Below are 17,876 nucleotides of genomic sequence, written 5' to 3' on the forward strand. Positions count from 1 at the left end.
ACAGGATATGCTACTCTGTCGCGCATCATGTTTTCTTCTGGGGAGTTTCCATGCATATCAATATTGCCTGGCAGGATGTCGACACCGTGTTGTTAGATATGGACGGCACGCTGCTCGACCTGGCATTCGATAACTATTTCTGGCAAAAGCTGGTGCCGGAAACCTATGGCGCGAAGCAGGGTATCTCTCCCCAGGAAGCCCAGGACTATATTCGTCAGCAGTATCATGCCGTGCAGCATACGCTAAACTGGTACTGCCTGGATTACTGGAGCGAGTGCCTGGATCTGGATATTTGCGCCATGACTACGGAACAGGGACCGCGCGCCGTTTTGCGTGAAGATACCGTACCGTTTCTTGATGCCTTAAAAGCCAGCGGCAAGCGCCGTATTTTGCTCACCAACGCGCATCCGCATAATCTGGCGGTGAAGCTTGAGCATACCGGTCTGGCCTCACACCTTGATTTATTACTTTCCACCCACACATTTGGTTATCCCAAAGAGGATCAGCGGTTATGGCACGCTGTGGCTGAAGAAACGGGAATGAGTGCAGAGAAGACGCTATTTATTGACGACAGCGAACCCATTCTCGACGCCGCTGCCCTGTATGGTATTCGTTACTGCCTCGGCGTAACCAATCCCGACTCTGGCATTGCGGAAAAACAGTACGCACGCCATCCGTCATTGAATGACTACCGCCGACTGATCCCCTCACTGATGTGAAGGAGACGCCATGAAAGAAAAGCCCTCTACTGAAGTCAGGCTGGATAAATGGCTGTGGGCGGCACGCTTTTACAAAACGCGTGCGCTAGCCCGCGAAATGGTTGAAGGCGGTAAGGTGCATTACAACGGCCAGCGCAGCAAGCCGAGCAAGATTGTCGAGCTGAACGCCACCCTCACCCTGCGCCAGGGAAATGACGAACGAACGGTCATTATCAAGGCTATTACCGAGCAGCGTCGCCCGGCCACGGAAGCCGTTACGCTGTATGAAGAAACCGCGGAAAGCGTGGAAAAACGCGAAAAAGTGGCGCTGGCGCGTAAACTTAACGCGTTAACCATGCCGCACCCGGACAGGCGACCGGACAAGAAAGAGCGCCGCGACCTGTTACGATTTAAACATGGCGACAGTGAGTGACTGTCACCTGCAAGAGAGATGATTATGCCGCAACATGACCAATTACATCGTTATCTGTTTGAAAACTTTGCCGTGCGCGGCGAGCTGGTGACCGTTTCGGAAACTTTGCAACAGATCCTCGAAAATCATACTTACCCGCAGCCGGTCAAAAACGTGCTGGCTGAACTGCTGGTCGCCACCAGCCTGCTCACTGCCACGCTGAAGTTTGCCGGTGATATCACCGTGCAGCTGCAGGGTGATGGTCCGCTGAGCCTGGCCGTCATTAACGGCAACAACAATCAGCAGATGCGAGGCGTGGCCCGCATGCAGGGTGATATTCCTGAAGGCGCGGATCTGAAAACGCTGGTAGGCAACGGTTACCTGGTGATCACCATTACCCCGGAAGAAGGCGAACGCTATCAGGGCGTGGTCGGTCTGGAAGGTGACACGCTGGCCGCCTGTCTGGAAGATTACTTCATGCGTTCTGAACAGCTGCCGACACGCCTGTTTATCCGTACTGGCGACGTCGATGGCAAACCTGCTGCTGGCGGAATGCTGCTGCAGGTAATGCCGGCGCAAAACGCGCAGGCCGATGATTTCGATCACCTGACCGCCCTGACCGAAACCATTAAAACCGAAGAGCTGTTGACGCTGCCGGCCAACGAAGTGTTGTGGCGCTTGTACCACGAAGAAGAGGTCACCCTCTACGATCCGCAGGACGTTGAGTTCAAATGCACCTGTTCACGCGAACGCTGCGCTGGTGCACTGAAAACGCTGCCGGACGAAGAAGTGGACAGCATTCTGGCGGAAGAAGGCGAGATCGATATGCACTGCGATTATTGCGGTAGCCACTATCTGTTTAACGCCATGGACATTGCTGAGATCCGCAGCAATGCATCCCCGGCAGACCCGCAGGTACATTAAATCACTAGCCCGGTAGTTTGCTCTACCGGGCTAAATTCCGCTTACTCTGCGTAATACTGCATCTTTATCCGTGCGCCGTGAATGACAATATACGCCACGCTCTGAACGCTGAATCCAGTTGCTCATTCGCCCCCGTCTGCCGCAGACCAATAGATCTCATGCTCCAGTAAGTGATTCGTGAACGTTCAACACTATGCATGTCGTCATCCAGCATCACGAGAAAGCCTCATAATCGCATCAACTTCACAATTTTGAGCATTGATGGACCGAATTCAGACCACCGCCACGGGAAGTGAATCGATATTGTTTATGTATGAGTTACGTTATTTTCTTACGTGAATGCGATTACACTCACAAGATTCCCGCCAAAAACACTCTCTATTAACGTTTTAAGAACATTTTCCACAACAAAAAAGGGTTTCCTGCCATAATATCCGCCTCTTTGTGACAGGAGTCGCAGCGCATTCGGTTACCCGTGATTTTCCCGGATGCGTAAATCTATGAGCCTTGTCGCGGTTAGCAATCCCTAAAAAACCTTACTATTCCAGGTAATACATATTGGCTAAGGAGCAGTGAAATGCGTGTGAACACCAGTTTAACCCCGCAAGATCTCAAGGCTTATGGTATCAATGACGTTCAGGATATCGTTTACAATCCAGACTACGACACACTTTTCCAGGAGGAACTTGATCCTTCCCTGCAAGGTTATGAGCGTGGCGTGTTAACGAACCTGGGCGCCGTTGCAGTTGATACCGGTATCTTTACCGGACGTTCGCCAAAGGATAAGTACATTGTCCGTGACGACACCACGCGCGACACGCTCTGGTGGTCAGACAAAGGTAAAGGTAAGAACGACAACAAACCGCTCTCCCAGGAAACCTGGCAGCATCTGAAAGGATTAGTCACCCAGCAGCTTTCAGGCAAGCGTCTGTTTATCATTGATGCTTTCTGCGGCGCTAACGCCGATACCCGCCTTTCCGTACGCTTCATTACCGAAGTTGCCTGGCAGGCGCATTTTGTCAAAAACATGTTCATCCGCCCAAGCGAGGAAGAGCTGGTTGATTTCAAACCTGATTTCATCGTGATGAACGGCGCTAAATGTACCAACCCACAGTGGAAAGAGCAGGGTCTGAACTCCGAAAACTTCGTAGCTTTCAACCTGACTGAGCGTATCCAACTGATTGGCGGAACCTGGTACGGCGGCGAAATGAAGAAAGGTATGTTCTCCGTAATGAACTACCTGCTGCCGCTGAAGGGCATTGCCTCCATGCACTGCTCGGCAAACGTCGGGGAAAAAGGTGATGTGGCGGTCTTCTTTGGCCTGTCCGGCACCGGTAAAACCACGCTGTCCACTGACCCGAAACGCCGCCTGATTGGCGATGACGAACACGGCTGGGATGACGATGGCGTGTTTAACTTCGAGGGCGGTTGCTACGCGAAGACCATCAAACTGTCTAAAGACGCCGAGCCGGAAATCTACAACGCGATCCGTCGTGATGCGCTGCTGGAAAACGTCACCGTGCGCGAAGATGGTTCCATCGATTTCGATGACGGTTCCAAAACTGAAAACACCCGTGTGTCCTACCCGATTTATCACATCGAAAACATCGTTAAGCCGGTGTCGAAAGCGGGCCACGCGACCAAAGTTATCTTCCTGACCGCCGACGCGTTTGGCGTGCTGCCGCCGGTTTCTCGCCTGACGGCAGACCAAACCCAGTACCACTTCCTGTCTGGCTTCACCGCCAAACTGGCCGGTACCGAACGTGGCGTCACCGAACCAACCCCAACCTTCTCTGCCTGCTTCGGCGCAGCATTCCTGTCGCTGCACCCAACGCAGTACGCAGAAGTGCTGGTGAAACGCATGCAGGCGGCAGGTGCGCAGGCATATCTGGTTAACACTGGCTGGAACGGTACCGGCAAGCGTATCTCTATCAAAGATACCCGCGCGATTATCGACGCCATCCTGAACGGTTCGCTGGATGACGCGGAAACGTTCCGTCTGCCGATGTTTGACCTCGCTATCCCTACCGAGCTGCCGGGCGTAGACACTCGCATTCTCGATCCGCGTAATACCTACGCGTCTCCGGAGCAGTGGCAGGAAAAAGCCAATGCACTGGCGAAACTGTTTATCGAGAACTTCGAGAAATACACCGACACCCCTGCGGGTGAAGCGCTGGTTAGCGCCGGACCGAAGCTGTAACGAAAAGTGCCGGATGGCGGTTTCGCCTTATCCGGCCTACAGCAACAAAAAGGGAGGCATTTCGCCTCCCTTTGTTATGCGTCTTTCGTGTTACCCGGCGCACGAGTGAAGGGCACCGGAAGCCAGGCGCGAATCGACAACCCTCCTCGCTCGCTGGTACCAATTTCCAGCATACCGTTATGGTTATCAATAATACGCTGCACAATCGCCAGACCCAGCCCTGTGCCGCTGGTACTACGCGCGCTGTCGCCGCGGACAAACGGCTGGAACAGATGCTTACGCTGCTCAGGCTTGATGCCCGGACCATCATCCTCTACCTGGAACCAGGCGCGATGCGTCTCCGTACCGCTGCTGACTTTAATCCAGCCGTTGCCGTAGCGGGCGGCGTTAACCACCATATTGGCAACCGCACGCTTGATCGACAGCGGGTGCATCTTCACCTGAATGCTGCCAGGCAGCAGCGCAGTTTCGATTTCACGTTCATAGCCGCTTTCCGCCGCGACCACTTCGCCTAACACCGAATTCAGATCCGCCATCTCCATCGGCATCTCCTGACCGGTACGCAGGTAATCGATAAACTGCTCGATAATGGCGTTACATTCTTCGATGTCCTTATTGATGGATTCCGCGAGATAACCGTCCTCTTCGCCCATCATTTCGGTCGCCAGACGAATGCGCGTCAGCGGAGTACGTAAATCGTGGCTCACACCCGCCATTAACAGCGTACGGTCATCGGCCAGTTGCTTCACACCTGCGGCCATATGGTTAAAGGCTCGGGTTACGGAGCGCACCTCTGAAGCGCCATACTCACGCAACGGCGGCGGAATGATGCCTTTCCCCACCTGCAGCGCCGCATGCTCCAGATCCACCAACGGTCGGTTCTGGATACGAATAAACAGCCATGCCCCACCGATAGCCAGCAGCATAATCGCCAGCGTATAGCGGAACAGCGGTGAGAAATCGCCCTGGTGGATTTCGGTCAGCGGTACGCGTACCCAGATATTGGGCGACAGCCAGGTTTTCAGCCAGACGACCGGCGAGCTTTTGTTCACCTCAACGCGGACTTCCGTTGGGCCCCCCAGCTGCTGCGCCATCTGATGGCTTAAGAATTCATAGTGTTGCGCCCAACGCAGCCCGGCTTCTTCAGCGGCCTCGTTGGAATAGAGGGAAATGCCCAGCTCACGGTAAATTTCCCGGCGGAATGCGGGCGGCACCACCAGTTGCGTACCGTCCTCCAGCTGCAGTTTATCGGTCATCAGCATACGAACTTCGTAGGCCAGGACCTTATTAAACTGCTGGAGGCTCGGCAGAATCGCGAAGTTCAGCACTACCAGGTAAGTCGTCACCAGGCTGGCAAACAGCAAGGTGACGATGAGCAATAACGTGCGGGCAAACGAACTTCGTGGCGAGAAGCGCATTCGCCTCATGCTTTAGAACCGTCCGGAACAAAGACGTAGCCCAGACCCCATACGGTCTGAATATAACGCGGATGCGCCGGATCTTCTTCCACCATACGACGCAGACGGGAGATTTGGACGTCGATAGAACGCTCCATCGCCGAGTATTCACGGCCACGGGCCAGGTTCATCAGCTTGTCGCGGGACAACGGTTCACGCGGGTGACTTACCAGCGCTTTCAGTACCGCAAATTCCCCGCTGGTGAGCGGCATTGGCTCATCTTCGCGGAACATTTCACGCGTACCGAGGTTCAGTTTGAACTTACCAAACGCAATGACCGCTTCTTCCTGAGAAGGCGCGCCCGGCAGTTCGTTCGCCTGACGACGCAGTACAGCGCGAATACGCGCCAGCAGTTCACGCGGGTTAAACGGTTTCGGGATGTAATCGTCAGCGCCGATTTCCAGCCCTACGATACGGTCAACTTCTTCACCCTTCGCGGTGACCATAATGATCGGCATCGGGTTGCTCTGGCTGCGCAGGCGACGGCAAATAGACAGGCCATCTTCTCCCGGCAGCATTAGATCCAGCACCATCAGGTGGAAGGACTCACGGGTCAGCAGACGATCCATCTGCTCAGCGTTTGCGACGCTTCGAACCTGGAAGCCCTGCTCGGTCAGATAACGCTCCAGAAGCGCACGCAAGCGCATGTCGTCATCGACCACCAGAATCTTATAGTTCTCTTGCATTGTTATTACTCCCAAAGGTTCGCAACAATTAAGTGTATATTCTTAAGAAAGCTAACGTGAGTCACCAGCGAATTCTGGTATGAATTCCAGGCTAAATTGTTACAAAGCATATTAAACAGCAGCTTAAGTATACAATGTTTCTCGCAATACATTATTTATTCTGTTGATATGCTCACGTAATACCAATTGTGCGCATCATCACAGAGTCGAAGGTAAAACAATAAGATGAAAACGCCCCTGATAACCCGTGAAGGGTATGAAAAACTTAAACAAGAGCTGAATTATCTCTGGCGTGAAGAGCGCCCGGAAGTCACCAAAAAAGTTACCTGGGCCGCAAGTCTGGGTGACCGCAGCGAAAATGCCGACTACCAGTATAATAAAAAGCGCCTGCGTGAGATCGACCGCCGCGTCCGTTATTTGACCAAGTGCATGGAGAATCTGAAAATCGTCGATTACTCCCCCCAGCAGGAGGGCAAAGTCTTCTTTGGCGCATGGGTTGAGATCGAAAATGACGATGGCGACATCCGCAAATTCCGCATTGTCGGCTACGATGAGATCTTCGGTCGAAAAGATTACATCTCTATCGACTCGCCGATGGCGCGGGCGCTGCTGAAAAAAGAGGTCGGCGATCTCGCGATAGTAAACACTCCCGGCGGTGAAGCCAGCTGGTACGTGAACGAGATTGAATACGTGAAGTGAGACCGGAACAATCCGAAGCCCCCGTAGATGACTGGCATTTTTGCCAGTCAATCCGTATAACTATCCCCTGATTTTTTATCCTATAGACGAAGCTATCCATGATGAATGATTCTTTCTGCCGCATTATCGCAGGTGAAATTCAGGCTCGTGCTGAACAGGTAGAAGCTGCCGTTCGCCTGCTTGATGAAGGGAACACCGTGCCGTTTATCGCACGTTATCGTAAGGAAATCACCGGCGGTCTGGACGATACGCAACTGCGTAATCTGGAGACCCGTCTGGGATATCTGCGTGAACTGGAAGACCGCCGTCAGGCAATCCTGAAATCTATCGGCGAGCAAGGCAAACTGACCGACGATCTGGCGAACGCGATCAACGGCACGTTAAGTAAGACCGAACTCGAAGATCTCTATCTGCCGTACAAACCTAAGCGCCGCACCCGTGGGCAGATCGCTATTGAGGCCGGACTGGAGCCACTGGCAGACCTGCTGTGGAACGAACCCTCCCACGACCCGGAAACGGAAGCCGCAAAATATCTCAATGCCGAAAACGGCGTGGCGGATACCAAAGCCGCCCTCGACGGCGCCCGCTACATTCTGATGGAGCGCTTCGCCGAAGACGCCGCGCTGCTGGCGAAAGTGCGTGATTATCTGTGGAAAAACGCCCACCTGGTCGCCACCGTGGTCAGCGGTAAAGAAGAGGAAGGCGCTAAGTTCCGCGACTACTTCGATCACCACGAGCCTATCTCCACCGTGCCATCCCACCGTGCCCTGGCCATGTTCCGTGGTCGTAATGAAGGTGTGTTGCAGCTTTCACTGAACGCCGATCCGCAATTCGATGAGCCGCCAAAAGAGAGCCACGGCGAGCAGATTATCCAGGATCACCTGGGACTGCGCCTGAACAATGCACCTGCCGACAGCTGGCGTAAAGGCGTGGTGAGCTGGACGTGGCGCATCAAAGTGCTGATGCACCTTGAAACCGAGCTGATGGGTACCGTGCGCGAACGTGCGGAAGATGAAGCGATCAACGTCTTTGCCCGTAACCTGCATGACCTGCTGATGGCCGCCCCGGCCGGACTGCGCGCCACCATGGGGCTCGATCCTGGTCTGCGTACCGGTGTAAAAGTGGCGGTAGTTGACGGTACCGGCAAGCTGGTCGCGACCGATACCATTTATCCGCATACCGGCCAGGCCGCCAAAGCCGCCGTTGCCGTTGCGGCGTTATGCGAAAAATATAACGTTGAGCTGGTGGCGATTGGTAACGGTACGGCGTCGCGCGAAACCGAGCGTTTCTTCCTCGACGTACAGAAGCAATTCCCGCAAGTGACGGCACAGAAAGTGATCGTCAGTGAAGCTGGGGCATCAGTTTACTCTGCTTCCGAGCTGGCGGCGTTGGAGTTCCCGGACCTCGACGTTTCGCTACGCGGTGCGGTGTCTATCGCCCGTCGTCTGCAGGATCCGCTGGCTGAGCTGGTGAAAATCGATCCGAAATCTATCGGTGTGGGCCAGTATCAGCACGACGTTAGCCAGACGCAGCTGGCGCGTAAGCTGGATGCGGTAGTGGAAGACTGTGTGAACGCCGTCGGCGTCGATCTGAATACCGCCTCCGTACCACTGCTGACCCGCGTTGCCGGCCTGACGCGCATGATGGCGCAAAACATCGTCGCCTGGCGCGATGAGAACGGTCAGTTCCAGAACCGTCAGCAACTGCTAAAAGTCAGCCGTCTGGGGCCTAAAGCCTTTGAACAGTGCGCGGGCTTCCTGCGTATCAACCACGGCGATAACCCGCTGGATGCCTCTACCGTTCACCCGGAAGCTTATCCGATTGTGGAACGCATTCTGGCCGCCACCGAGCAATCGCTGCGCGATCTGATGGGCAACAGCAGCGAACTGCGCAATCTGAAAGCCGCCGATTTTACCGACGAACGCTTCGGGGTGCCGACCGTCACCGACATCATCAAAGAGCTGGAAAAACCGGGCCGCGACCCGCGTCCTGAATTTAAAACCGCGCAGTTTGCTGATGGCGTCGAAACCATGAACGATCTGCTGCCGGGAATGATTCTGGAAGGGGCTGTCACCAACGTCACCAATTTCGGCGCGTTTGTTGATATTGGCGTGCATCAGGATGGTCTGGTGCATATCTCTTCGCTGTCGAATAAGTTCGTCGAAGATCCACACACCGTGGTGAAAGCGGGCGACATTGTGAAGGTGAAAGTGCTGGAAGTGGACCTGCAGCGTAAGCGTATCGCGCTGACCATGCGTCTGGACGAGCAGCCGGGTGAAACCAATGCGCGTCGCGGCGGCGGGAATAACGATCGCACTCAGAGCAATCGCCCGGCGCCAAAAGCCGCGAAACCGCGTGGCCGTGACGCCCAGCCTGCGGGCAACAGCGCCATGATGGATGCGCTGGCGGCGGCAATGGGTAAAAAGCGCTAAGTTTAAACCGTGTGCCGGATGGTGGAGTAAACACCCTGTCCGGCCTGGTTGTCGCCATTAATTTGTAGGCCGGATAAGACACATGAGCGTCGCCATCCGGCATATTTAATCTATTTCCCGCTTTGCACCACAATATATTTATCACTTCATTAACAGATGAAACCTTAATTAAACATTAAGATCCCCACTAATTACTTCCGTGAATCCTTCATGCCCAACCAGAATAAATATTGAGGAATATCAAAATTGGCTCAAATTATTATCCAATTGTACATTCCGTCACATTTATTCTATTGATGATAGAAACCATTCTCATTATCATTGATTTGTTGATTATTTACTCTTTCCTTACGTTGGCTAATCATCTGGTCTCATGCCGCCCATTCGCCCCATGAGGTAATCATCCAGTTAGCGAGATATAAGTAGGTCCCTATGCAATTCACTCCTGACAGTGCGTGGAAAATTACCGGTTTTGCCCGTGAAATCAGCCCAGCTTATCGTCAGAAACTGTTGTCACTTGGCATGCTACCCGGCTCATCCTTCAACGTGGTACGCGTCGCCCCGCTCGGCGATCCTATCCATATCGAAACGCGTCGCGTAAGTCTGGTATTGCGTAAAAAGGATTTGGCGTTATTAGAAGTGGAAGCGGTTTCCTGTTAATACAGTGAGTCTATAAAAATGAAAAAACTAACCATTGGTTTAATTGGTAATCCTAATTCCGGCAAGACAACTTTATTCAACCAGCTCACCGGCGCACGCCAGCGTGTAGGCAACTGGGCTGGCGTTACCGTTGAGCGTAAAGAAGGTCATTTCGCCACAACGGACCATCAGGTCACACTGGTCGATTTACCCGGCACCTATTCTCTGACGACAATCTCATCGCAAACCTCTCTCGATGAGCAGATTGCCTGCCACTATATTTTAAGCGGCGACGCGGATCTCTTGATCAACGTGGTCGATGCTTCAAACCTTGAGCGCAACCTCTACCTGACGTTGCAACTGCTTGAGTTGGGCATCCCCTGCATCGTCGCGCTGAACATGCTGGATATCGCTGAGAAGCAGCAAATCCGTATCGATATCGACGCCCTCTCCGCTCGTCTTGGCTGCCCGGTGGTTCCGCTGGTTTCCACCCGCGCTCGCGGCATTGAAGCGCTGAAGCTGGCGATCGATCGCTATAAAGAAAACGACACCGTCGAGCTGGTCCATTATGCCCAGCCGCTGCTGCAAGAAGCGGACTCCCTGGCCGACGCGATGACCAAAGATATGCCGCTTAAACAGCGTCGCTGGCTGGGCCTGCAGATGCTGGAAGGCGATATCTACAGCCGTGCTTACGCCGGCGATGCCGCGCAAAACCTTGATGCCGCCATTGCGCGCCTGAGCGAGACAATGGACGATCCGGCGCTGCATATCGCCGATGCGCGTTATCAGTGCATTGCCGCTATCTGCGATACCGTCAGTAACACCCTGACGGCAGAGCCAAGCCGTTTCACCACCGCTGTAGATAAAATCGTCCTTAACCGCTTCCTTGGTCTGCCGATTTTCCTGTTCGTGATGTACCTGATGTTCCTGCTCGCCATCAACATTGGCGGCGCGCTGCAGCCCTTGTTTGACGTCGGCTCCGTGGCGCTCTTTATCCATGGTATTCAGTGGATTGGCTACACGCTGCACTTCCCGGACTGGCTTACCATCTTCCTGGCCCAGGGCCTTGGCGGCGGGATTAACACCGTGCTGCCGCTGGTACCGCAAATCGGCATGATGTACCTGTTCCTCTCCTTCCTTGAAGACTCCGGCTACATGGCGCGCGCCGCGTTTGTGATGGACCGACTGATGCAGGCGCTGGGACTCCCGGGCAAATCGTTTGTCCCGCTGATCGTCGGCTTTGGCTGTAACGTACCGTCTGTAATGGGCGCACGTACGCTGGATGCCCCGCGTGAGCGTTTGATGACCATCATGATGGCGCCGTTTATGTCCTGTGGCGCACGTCTGGCGATTTTCGCCGTCTTCGCCGCAGCGTTCTTTGGTCAGAACGGCGCGCTGGCGGTCTTCTCACTGTACGTGCTGGGTATCGTTATGGCGGTGTTGACCGGTCTGATGCTCAAACACACCATCATGCGTGGTGAAGCAACGCCGTTCGTGATGGAGCTGCCGGTGTACCACGTGCCGCACATTAAGAGTCTGATCATTCAGACCTGGCAACGCCTGAAAGGCTTCGTTCTGCGCGCGGGTAAAGTCATCATCATCGTCAGCATTTTCCTCAGCGCGTTTAACAGCTTCTCGCTGAGCGGAAAAATCGTCGACAACATCAACGACTCTGCTCTGGCCTCCGTTAGCCGCGTTATTACCCCTGTCTTTAAGCCGATTGGCGTTCACGAAGATAACTGGCAGGCAACCGTAGGTCTGTTTACCGGCGCGATGGCGAAAGAAGTGGTTGTCGGTACGCTGAACACGCTCTATACCGCAGAAAACATTCAGGAAGAAGAGTTCAATCCGGCGGATTTCCACCTCGGTGACGAGCTGCTCGGCGCGGTGGATGAAACCTGGCAAAGCCTGAAAGACACCTTCAGCCTGAGCGTGCTGGCTAACCCTATCGAAGCCAGCAAGGGCGACGGTGAAATGGCGACAGGCGCAATGGGCGTGATGGGCGAGAAATTTGGCAGCGCCGCCGCCGCGTACAGCTACCTGATCTTTGTTCTGCTGTATGTACCGTGCATTTCAGTGATGGGCGCAATCGCACGTGAATCCAGCCGTGGCTGGATGAGCTTCTCGATTCTGTGGGGTCTGAACATCGCCTACTCTCTGTCGACGCTGTTTTATCAGACGGTCAGCTACAAAGAACACCCGACCTACAGTCTGGTGTGCATTTTAGCCGTCATCCTGTTTAACATCGTGTTGCTGGGCCTGCTGCGTCGAGCTCGCAGCCGCGTGGACCTCGCGCTGCTGGCAACCAACAGGACGGCAAGTTCCTGTTGTTCAAGCACCACTGGCGATTGCCACTAAGGTTATCGACGATGGCATCGCTTATTCAGGTTCGTGATTTATTGGCTTTGCGGGGGCGCATGGAGGCGACACAAATTAGCCACACGCTGCATACCCCGCAGCCCATGATTGACGCCATGCTGAATCAGTTAGAAAAGATGGGCAAAGCGATGCGGATTCAGGAAGATGCCGACGGGTGTCTCTCCGGAAGCTGCAAAAGTTGTCCGCAAGGTAAAGCCTGCCTGCGCGAGTGGTGGGCTTTACGCTAGTTCGATGCCGGATGGCGCTACGCTTATCCGGCCTACAAATAACTGCAAACGTTCAGGCCGGATATAGCGTTTAAGCTGATATCCGGCTTTTTGCGTAATGGATTCCACAAAGACCTCTCTGTTTTCAGCAAAACAGATCTATCCTCCAGCCAGCCGCGCATCGTTATCAACTCGTGGATGATTACTGCCGACCAGAGAAGTAGAGTCCCGTCATCTTGTTTCTCAGGTGACGGATCGCCATGAATACTGACACGACAGCTACACCGCATGACGCGATTTTCAAAACGTTCTTAAACAACCCTGCGACCGCACGCGACTTTATTCAGCTTCATCTTCCAGCCTCTTTGCAAAAACTTTGCGATCTTAAAACGCTGCAACTGGAATCCGGCAGTTTTATTGAGGACGATTTGCGCGCCTACTATTCCGATGTGCTGTGGTCGTTAAAAACGCGCGAAGGCGATGGCTATATTTACACCATTATTGAGCATCAGAGCACCGCCGATAGCCATATGGCATTTCGGCTGATGCGTTATGCCATTGCGGTAATGCACCGCCATTTAGCGGCAGGCCATAAGAAACTCCCGCTGGTGATCCCCATGCTTTTTTATCATGGCTCAGCAAGCCCATACCCCTACTCACTTTGTTGGCTGGACGAGTTTGATGACCCTGAATCCGCCAGACAACTTTATAGTACCGCGTTTCCACTGATCGATATCACCGTCGTGCCCGATGACGAGATTATGCAGCATCGTCGGATGGCGCTGCTGGAACTCATCCAAAAACATATTCGTAAACGCGATTTGATGGGGCTGGTAGAAAAGCTGGCCATCCTGCTTGTTAAAGGACACGCTAATGACAACCAGTTGAAAGCCCTGTTTAATTATTTACTGCAGGCCGGGGACACCGCACATTTTGGCGAGTTCCTTTATGAAGTCGCCGAACGTTTACCCCAACATAAGGAAAAGCTGATGACTATCGCCGAAAAATTACGACAAGAAGGGCACTTTAATGGTCTTCAGGAAGGTCATAGGAAAGGGTTACAAGAGGGGTTACAAACGGGTCTGCAACAAGGCAAACGAGAGGAAGCTTTACGAATTGCATCAACCATGCACGCTGATGGTATAGACCCGCTGACCATCTTCAGAATTACCGGTCTGACCGCTGAGGATCTGGCTGCGCGCAGTCATTAATCTCAAGCCCGGCAAGCGTGGCTGTGCCGGGCAACGCAACGAATTTATAGCCGCTGCTTCAACGCCACCAGCGCTGCGCAGAACTCAGCAGGATGCGAGATAAACGGCGCATGCGCCGCCTTAGCAAACACCAACGACTCGCTCTGGGGCCACAGGGCATCCAGCATCGGGATAACTTTGCGCGGAACCAGCCCGTCAAGATAACCATACATCCGCAGGAAAGGCATATCCACCGAGCACAGCGGCTCACGCAGATCGACTGTTTTCAGGATCTCCAGCCCGCCATTAAGCACCTCGACTTCCGGCATGGGTAAAGCCAGCACCGTTTTCTTCAACGCTCGCGCATCCTGACGCGCGGTTTCCGTACCCATCGTTTGCAATGCCAGAAAACGCTCCACCGTACGCTGAAAATCTTCGCTCAACTGCTGCTGGAAGCCTGCCAGCACTTCTGGCTTGATACCCGGCCACTCGTCTCGCGCGCTAAAGCAAGGGGAAGACGCCACGGTCACCAGCGCCTGAACACGGCCAGGATGCGTTAACGCCACCTGGCTTGCAACCAGCCCGCCCAGACTCCAGCCGAGCCAGATAGCGTTCTCCGGCGCCTGTTTTAATACCCGCTCAGCCATCTCTTCCAGCGACATTGCACCAAAACCCTGGCTGCGGCCAAATCCCGGTAAGTCGACAAGATGCAGCGTGAAATGCGAGCTCAGTTCCTCACTTATGCAATTCCAGACTTGCGCATTCAGTCCCCATCCGTGCAGCAGCACAAGATGGCAATTTCCCGAACCCTGGGTCTGCCACCAGATGTCATTCATCAGTTATTGTTCTCTTTTAGCCTGAAAGGATGCTTCTATGCTAACAGTACCGGGATTGTGCTGGCTATGCCGAATGCCCCTGACGTTGGGGCATTGGGGGATTTGCTCTGTTTGCACGCGGGCAACGCGTCAGCGCGGCAGCCTGTGCCCTCAATGTGGCCTCCCTGCCGCTCATACCGTCATTCCCTGCGGGCGATGCCTGCAAAAACCACCACCGTGGCAGCGACTGGTCACGGTCAGCGACTACATTCCACCGTTGAGCGGGCTTATCCACCAGCTCAAGTTTTCGCGACGCAGCGAAATGGCCTGCGCCCTGTCACGTTTACTGTTGCTGGAGGTATTACAGGCCCGGCGCGCCAGCGGCCTTCCTCTGCCGGACAGGCTGGTCAGCGTCCCGCTCTGGCAACGCCGACACTGGCGCAGAGGATTTAATCAGAGCGATTTATTGTGCCGCCCTCTGGCGCGCTGGCTGGGCTGCGACTGGAACAGCCAGGCTATCACGCGGGTTCGGGCGACGGCGACGCAGCACCATCTCAGCGCCCGATTACGTAAACGTAACCTGAAAAACGCCTTTCGCCTTGAATTGCCGGTGCGGGGACTCCATATGGTTATTGTGGATGATGTCGTCACTACCGGAAGTACCGTCGCGGAAATCGCGCAGCTGCTTTTACGCAACGGCGCGGCGACTGTCCAGGTATGGTGCCTGTGTCGAACCTTGTAGAGCCTCGATGATGGGCGTATTATAACCAAGTAAAATAGTCAACTATTAGGCCATTACTATGATCCATATTTCCGATGCTGCACAAGCGCACTTTGCCAAACTGCTGGCAAATCAGGAAGAAGGGACACAAATCCGCGTATTTGTGATTAATCCCGGCACGCCTAACGCTGAATGCGGCGTTTCTTATTGTCCGCCGGACGCCGTGGAAGCAACCGACACCGCCATTAAATTTGACCTGCTGACCGCATATGTTGATGAACTGAGCGCACCGTATTTGGAAGATGCAGAAATCGATTTCGTGACCGACCAGTTAGGCTCTCAACTGACTCTGAAAGCGCCAAACGCCAAAATGCGTAAAGTTGCCGATGATGCGCCGCTGATGGAACGCGTGGAGTACATGCTGCAATCGCAGATCAACCCTCAGTTGGCTGGCCACGGCGGTCGCGTCTCTCTGATGGAAATCACCGATGAAGGCTACGCCATTCTGCAGTTTGGCGGCGGCTGTAACGGCTGTTCAATGGTAGATGTCACGCTGAAAGAAGGTATCGAGAAACAGCTGCTGGCTGAATTCCCTGAACTGAAAGGCGTTCGCGATTTAACCGAACACCAGCGCGGCGAGCACTCTTACTACTAACGCCCAAACCTGTAGACTTTCTATAGCCCGATAAGACGCCCCGCGTCGCCATCGGGCATTAACGCCGGATGGCAGCGTAATCGCGGTCTCCGGCTTCCCCCCCTTTCCGGGCATCTATCCTGCAACAATCCCCCTCATAATTTGACCAGCCTCTCATAATTTAAATTTTGCCTGCCCAGGTGATTTTCAAGCGCCACATGTTACCCGTATCATTCATATCAGCACCTAATACACACATAATAGCCAGCTAAACTGATTAGTTTTGAAGGCAACCAGCATTGGTGCTGAGAATACTCTGTTCCCGGTCGGGACAATCGGAATTTGTCATCTAAACACTGACGTTACCCATAACAAAGTAAAGGCCAGGTAAATCATGCCATTAGTCATCGTTGCTATCGGTGTAATCTTGTTACTCCTCCTGATGATCCGTTTCAAAATGAACGGTTTCATCGCTCTCGTCCTGGTGGCGCTTGCTGTCGGATTGATGCAAGGGATGCCACTGGATAAAGTCATCGGTTCAATTAAAGCCGGCGTCGGCGGAACCCTTGGCAGCCTCGCCCTGATTATGGGGTTTGGCGCCATGCTGGGCAAAATGCTGGCGGACTGCGGCGGCGCACAGCGCATCGCAACCACCCTGATTGCTAAATTCGGCAAAAAACATATCCAGTGGGCGGTGGTATTAACTGGCTTCACCGTCGGTTTTGCCCTGTTCTACGAAGTCGGCTTCGTGCTGATGCTGCCGCTGGTGTTCACCATCGCCGCTGCTGCCAATATCCCGCTGCTGTACGTTGGCGTACCGATGGCTGCTGCGCTGTCCGTAACACATGGCTTCCTGCCGCCACACCCGGGTCCAACCGCTATTGCCACCATTTTCCACGCAGATATGGGTAAAACCCTGCTGTTTGGTACGATTCTGGCAATCCCAACCGTTATTCTCGCCGGTCCGGTGTACGCACGTTTCCTGAAAGGCATCGATAAGCCAATCCCGGAAGGTTTGTACAGCGCGAAAACCTTTACTGAAGAAGAGATGCCTGGCTTTGGCGTCAGCGTCTGGACCTCTCTGGTACCGGTTATCCTGATGGCAATGCGCGCCGTGGCGGAGATGATTCTGCCAAAAGGTCATGCTTTCCTGACGGTTGCAGAGTTCCTCGGCGATCCGGTCATGGCAACGCTTATCGCAGTGCTGATTGCGATGTTCACTTTTGGTCTGAACCGTGGACGTTCGATGGATCAGATTAACGACACGCTGGTGTCCTCAATCAAAATCATCGCAATGATGCTGTTGATCATCGGTGGTGGCGGTGCCTTCAAACAGGTCCTGGTTGATAGCGGCGTGGACAAATACATCGCTTCAATGATGCACGGCTCTAACGTGTCTCCACTGCTGATGGCATGGTCTATCGCGGCGGTACTGCGTATCGCACTGGGTTCCGCGACCGTTGCTGCGATTACAGCAGGTGGGATTGTAGCGCCGTTGATTGCAACGACCGGCGTAAGCCCAGAGCTGATGGTTATTGCGGTTGGTTCCGGTTCCGTCATTTTCTCCCACGTGAACGATCCAGGCTTCTGGCTGTTCAAGGAGTACTTCAACCTGACCATCGGTGAGACCATCAAGTCATGGTCAATGCTGGAAACCATTATCTCCGTCTGTGGTCTGGTAGGGTGTCTGCTGCTGGGTATGGTGGTTTAAACGAGACGGCTCGTAGGCCGAATAAGGCAAAGCTGCCATCCGGCCTACGATCTAGCACCATAAAAAATCCGGG

The 17,876-nt window shown here is 54.0% G+C and carries 16 protein-coding genes; 13 read left to right on the forward strand and 3 right to left on the reverse strand.

The genetic code is table 11. The features are described 5' to 3' along the window. Positions 1-50 precede the first annotated feature (50 nt). The 4 genes from yrfG (at position 51) to pckA (ending at position 4,234) form a co-directional block, all read left to right on the forward strand. On the forward strand, positions 51-719 hold the full coding sequence (yrfG, locus tag OGW16_RS08590; protein ID WP_003023533.1) for a GMP/IMP nucleotidase: 669 nt from the start codon (positions 51-53) through the stop codon (positions 717-719). A gap of 10 nt (positions 720-729) precedes the next feature. After that, positions 730-1,131, forward strand: a complete 402-nt coding sequence (gene hslR, locus OGW16_RS08595; protein ID WP_019078146.1) for a ribosome-associated heat shock protein Hsp15 — start codon at positions 730-732, stop codon at positions 1,129-1,131. Between the two features lie 24 nt (positions 1,132-1,155). Continuing rightward, positions 1,156-2,034, forward strand: a complete 879-nt coding sequence (hslO, locus tag OGW16_RS08600; RefSeq protein WP_016157640.1) for an Hsp33 family molecular chaperone HslO — start codon at positions 1,156-1,158, stop codon at positions 2,032-2,034. 577 nt (positions 2,035-2,611) lie between these two features. Then, positions 2,612-4,234 carry a phosphoenolpyruvate carboxykinase (ATP) gene (gene pckA / locus OGW16_RS08605; protein ID WP_043018578.1) on the forward strand — a complete coding sequence of 541 codons (1,623 nt, stop codon included), beginning with the start codon at positions 2,612-2,614 and terminating at the stop codon, positions 4,232-4,234. A gap of 74 nt (positions 4,235-4,308) precedes the next feature. Here the strand turns inward: pckA and envZ are convergent, their stop codons facing one another. Further along, positions 4,309-5,661 (reverse strand): two-component system sensor histidine kinase EnvZ, encoded by a 1,353-nt coding sequence (gene envZ / locus OGW16_RS08610; RefSeq protein ID WP_043018579.1) that lies wholly within the window; start codon positions 5,659-5,661, stop codon positions 4,309-4,311. Next, on the reverse strand, positions 5,658-6,377 hold the full coding sequence (ompR, locus tag OGW16_RS08615; protein WP_001157751.1) for an osmolarity response regulator transcription factor OmpR: 720 nt from the start codon (positions 6,375-6,377) through the stop codon (positions 5,658-5,660). The genes envZ and ompR overlap by 4 nt, the downstream gene beginning before the upstream one ends. A 225-nt stretch (positions 6,378-6,602) precedes the next feature. Between ompR and greB the strand changes: the two genes are divergently transcribed. From greB to OGW16_RS08645, 6 genes are all read left to right on the forward strand, one after another. Then, positions 6,603-7,076: a transcription elongation factor GreB gene (greB, locus tag OGW16_RS08620; RefSeq protein ID WP_016154802.1), complete on the forward strand. Its 474-nt coding sequence runs from the start codon at positions 6,603-6,605 to the stop codon at positions 7,074-7,076. 98 nt (positions 7,077-7,174) lie between these two features. Next, a complete protein-coding gene (locus tag OGW16_RS08625; protein WP_043018580.1) occupies positions 7,175-9,508 on the forward strand; it encodes a Tex family protein in 2,334 nt (777 codons plus the stop codon). Between the two features lie 432 nt (positions 9,509-9,940). Then, entirely contained in the window at positions 9,941-10,168 is a 228-nt protein-coding gene (feoA, locus tag OGW16_RS08630) for a ferrous iron transporter A (RefSeq protein ID WP_003023519.1), read from the forward strand. An 18-nt stretch (positions 10,169-10,186) separates the two neighbouring features. After that, entirely contained in the window at positions 10,187-12,505 is a 2,319-nt protein-coding gene (gene feoB, locus OGW16_RS08635) for a Fe(2+) transporter permease subunit FeoB (RefSeq protein WP_043018581.1), read from the forward strand. 11 nt (positions 12,506-12,516) lie between these two features. Further along, a complete protein-coding gene (feoC, locus tag OGW16_RS08640) occupies positions 12,517-12,753 on the forward strand; it encodes a [Fe-S]-dependent transcriptional repressor FeoC (protein WP_043018582.1) in 237 nt (78 codons plus the stop codon). Positions 12,754-12,992: 239 nt separating this feature from the next. Beyond that, positions 12,993-13,943 (forward strand): Rpn family recombination-promoting nuclease/putative transposase, encoded by a 951-nt coding sequence (locus OGW16_RS08645; protein WP_286518288.1) that lies wholly within the window; start codon positions 12,993-12,995, stop codon positions 13,941-13,943. A 44-nt stretch (positions 13,944-13,987) separates the two neighbouring features. Here OGW16_RS08645 and bioH read toward each other — a convergent pair whose 3' ends face one another. Beyond that, positions 13,988-14,758 carry a pimeloyl-ACP methyl ester esterase BioH gene (bioH, locus tag OGW16_RS08650; RefSeq protein ID WP_043018584.1) on the reverse strand — a complete coding sequence of 257 codons (771 nt, stop codon included), beginning with the start codon at positions 14,756-14,758 and terminating at the stop codon, positions 13,988-13,990. A 37-nt stretch (positions 14,759-14,795) separates the two neighbouring features. Here bioH and gntX point away from each other — a divergent pair, with 37 nt between their 5' ends. From gntX to gntT, 3 genes are all read left to right on the forward strand, one after another. Further along, the gene (gene gntX / locus OGW16_RS08655; protein WP_043018585.1) at positions 14,796-15,479 is read left to right on the forward strand and encodes a DNA utilization protein GntX; all 684 of its coding nucleotides are present in this window, start codon (positions 14,796-14,798) and stop codon (positions 15,477-15,479) included. A 58-nt stretch (positions 15,480-15,537) separates the two neighbouring features. Further along, positions 15,538-16,113, forward strand: a complete 576-nt coding sequence (gene nfuA / locus OGW16_RS08660) for a Fe-S biogenesis protein NfuA (RefSeq protein WP_003023509.1) — start codon at positions 15,538-15,540, stop codon at positions 16,111-16,113. Between the two features lie 373 nt (positions 16,114-16,486). Continuing rightward, positions 16,487-17,803 carry a gluconate transporter gene (gene gntT, locus OGW16_RS08665; protein WP_003023507.1) on the forward strand — a complete coding sequence of 439 codons (1,317 nt, stop codon included), beginning with the start codon at positions 16,487-16,489 and terminating at the stop codon, positions 17,801-17,803. The last annotated feature ends 73 nt before the right edge of the window (positions 17,804-17,876 follow it).

The sequence above is a fragment of the Citrobacter sp. Ce104 genome (assembly GCF_030334595.1).
Taxonomy (GTDB): Bacteria; Pseudomonadota; Gammaproteobacteria; order Enterobacterales; family Enterobacteriaceae; genus Citrobacter; species Citrobacter europaeus.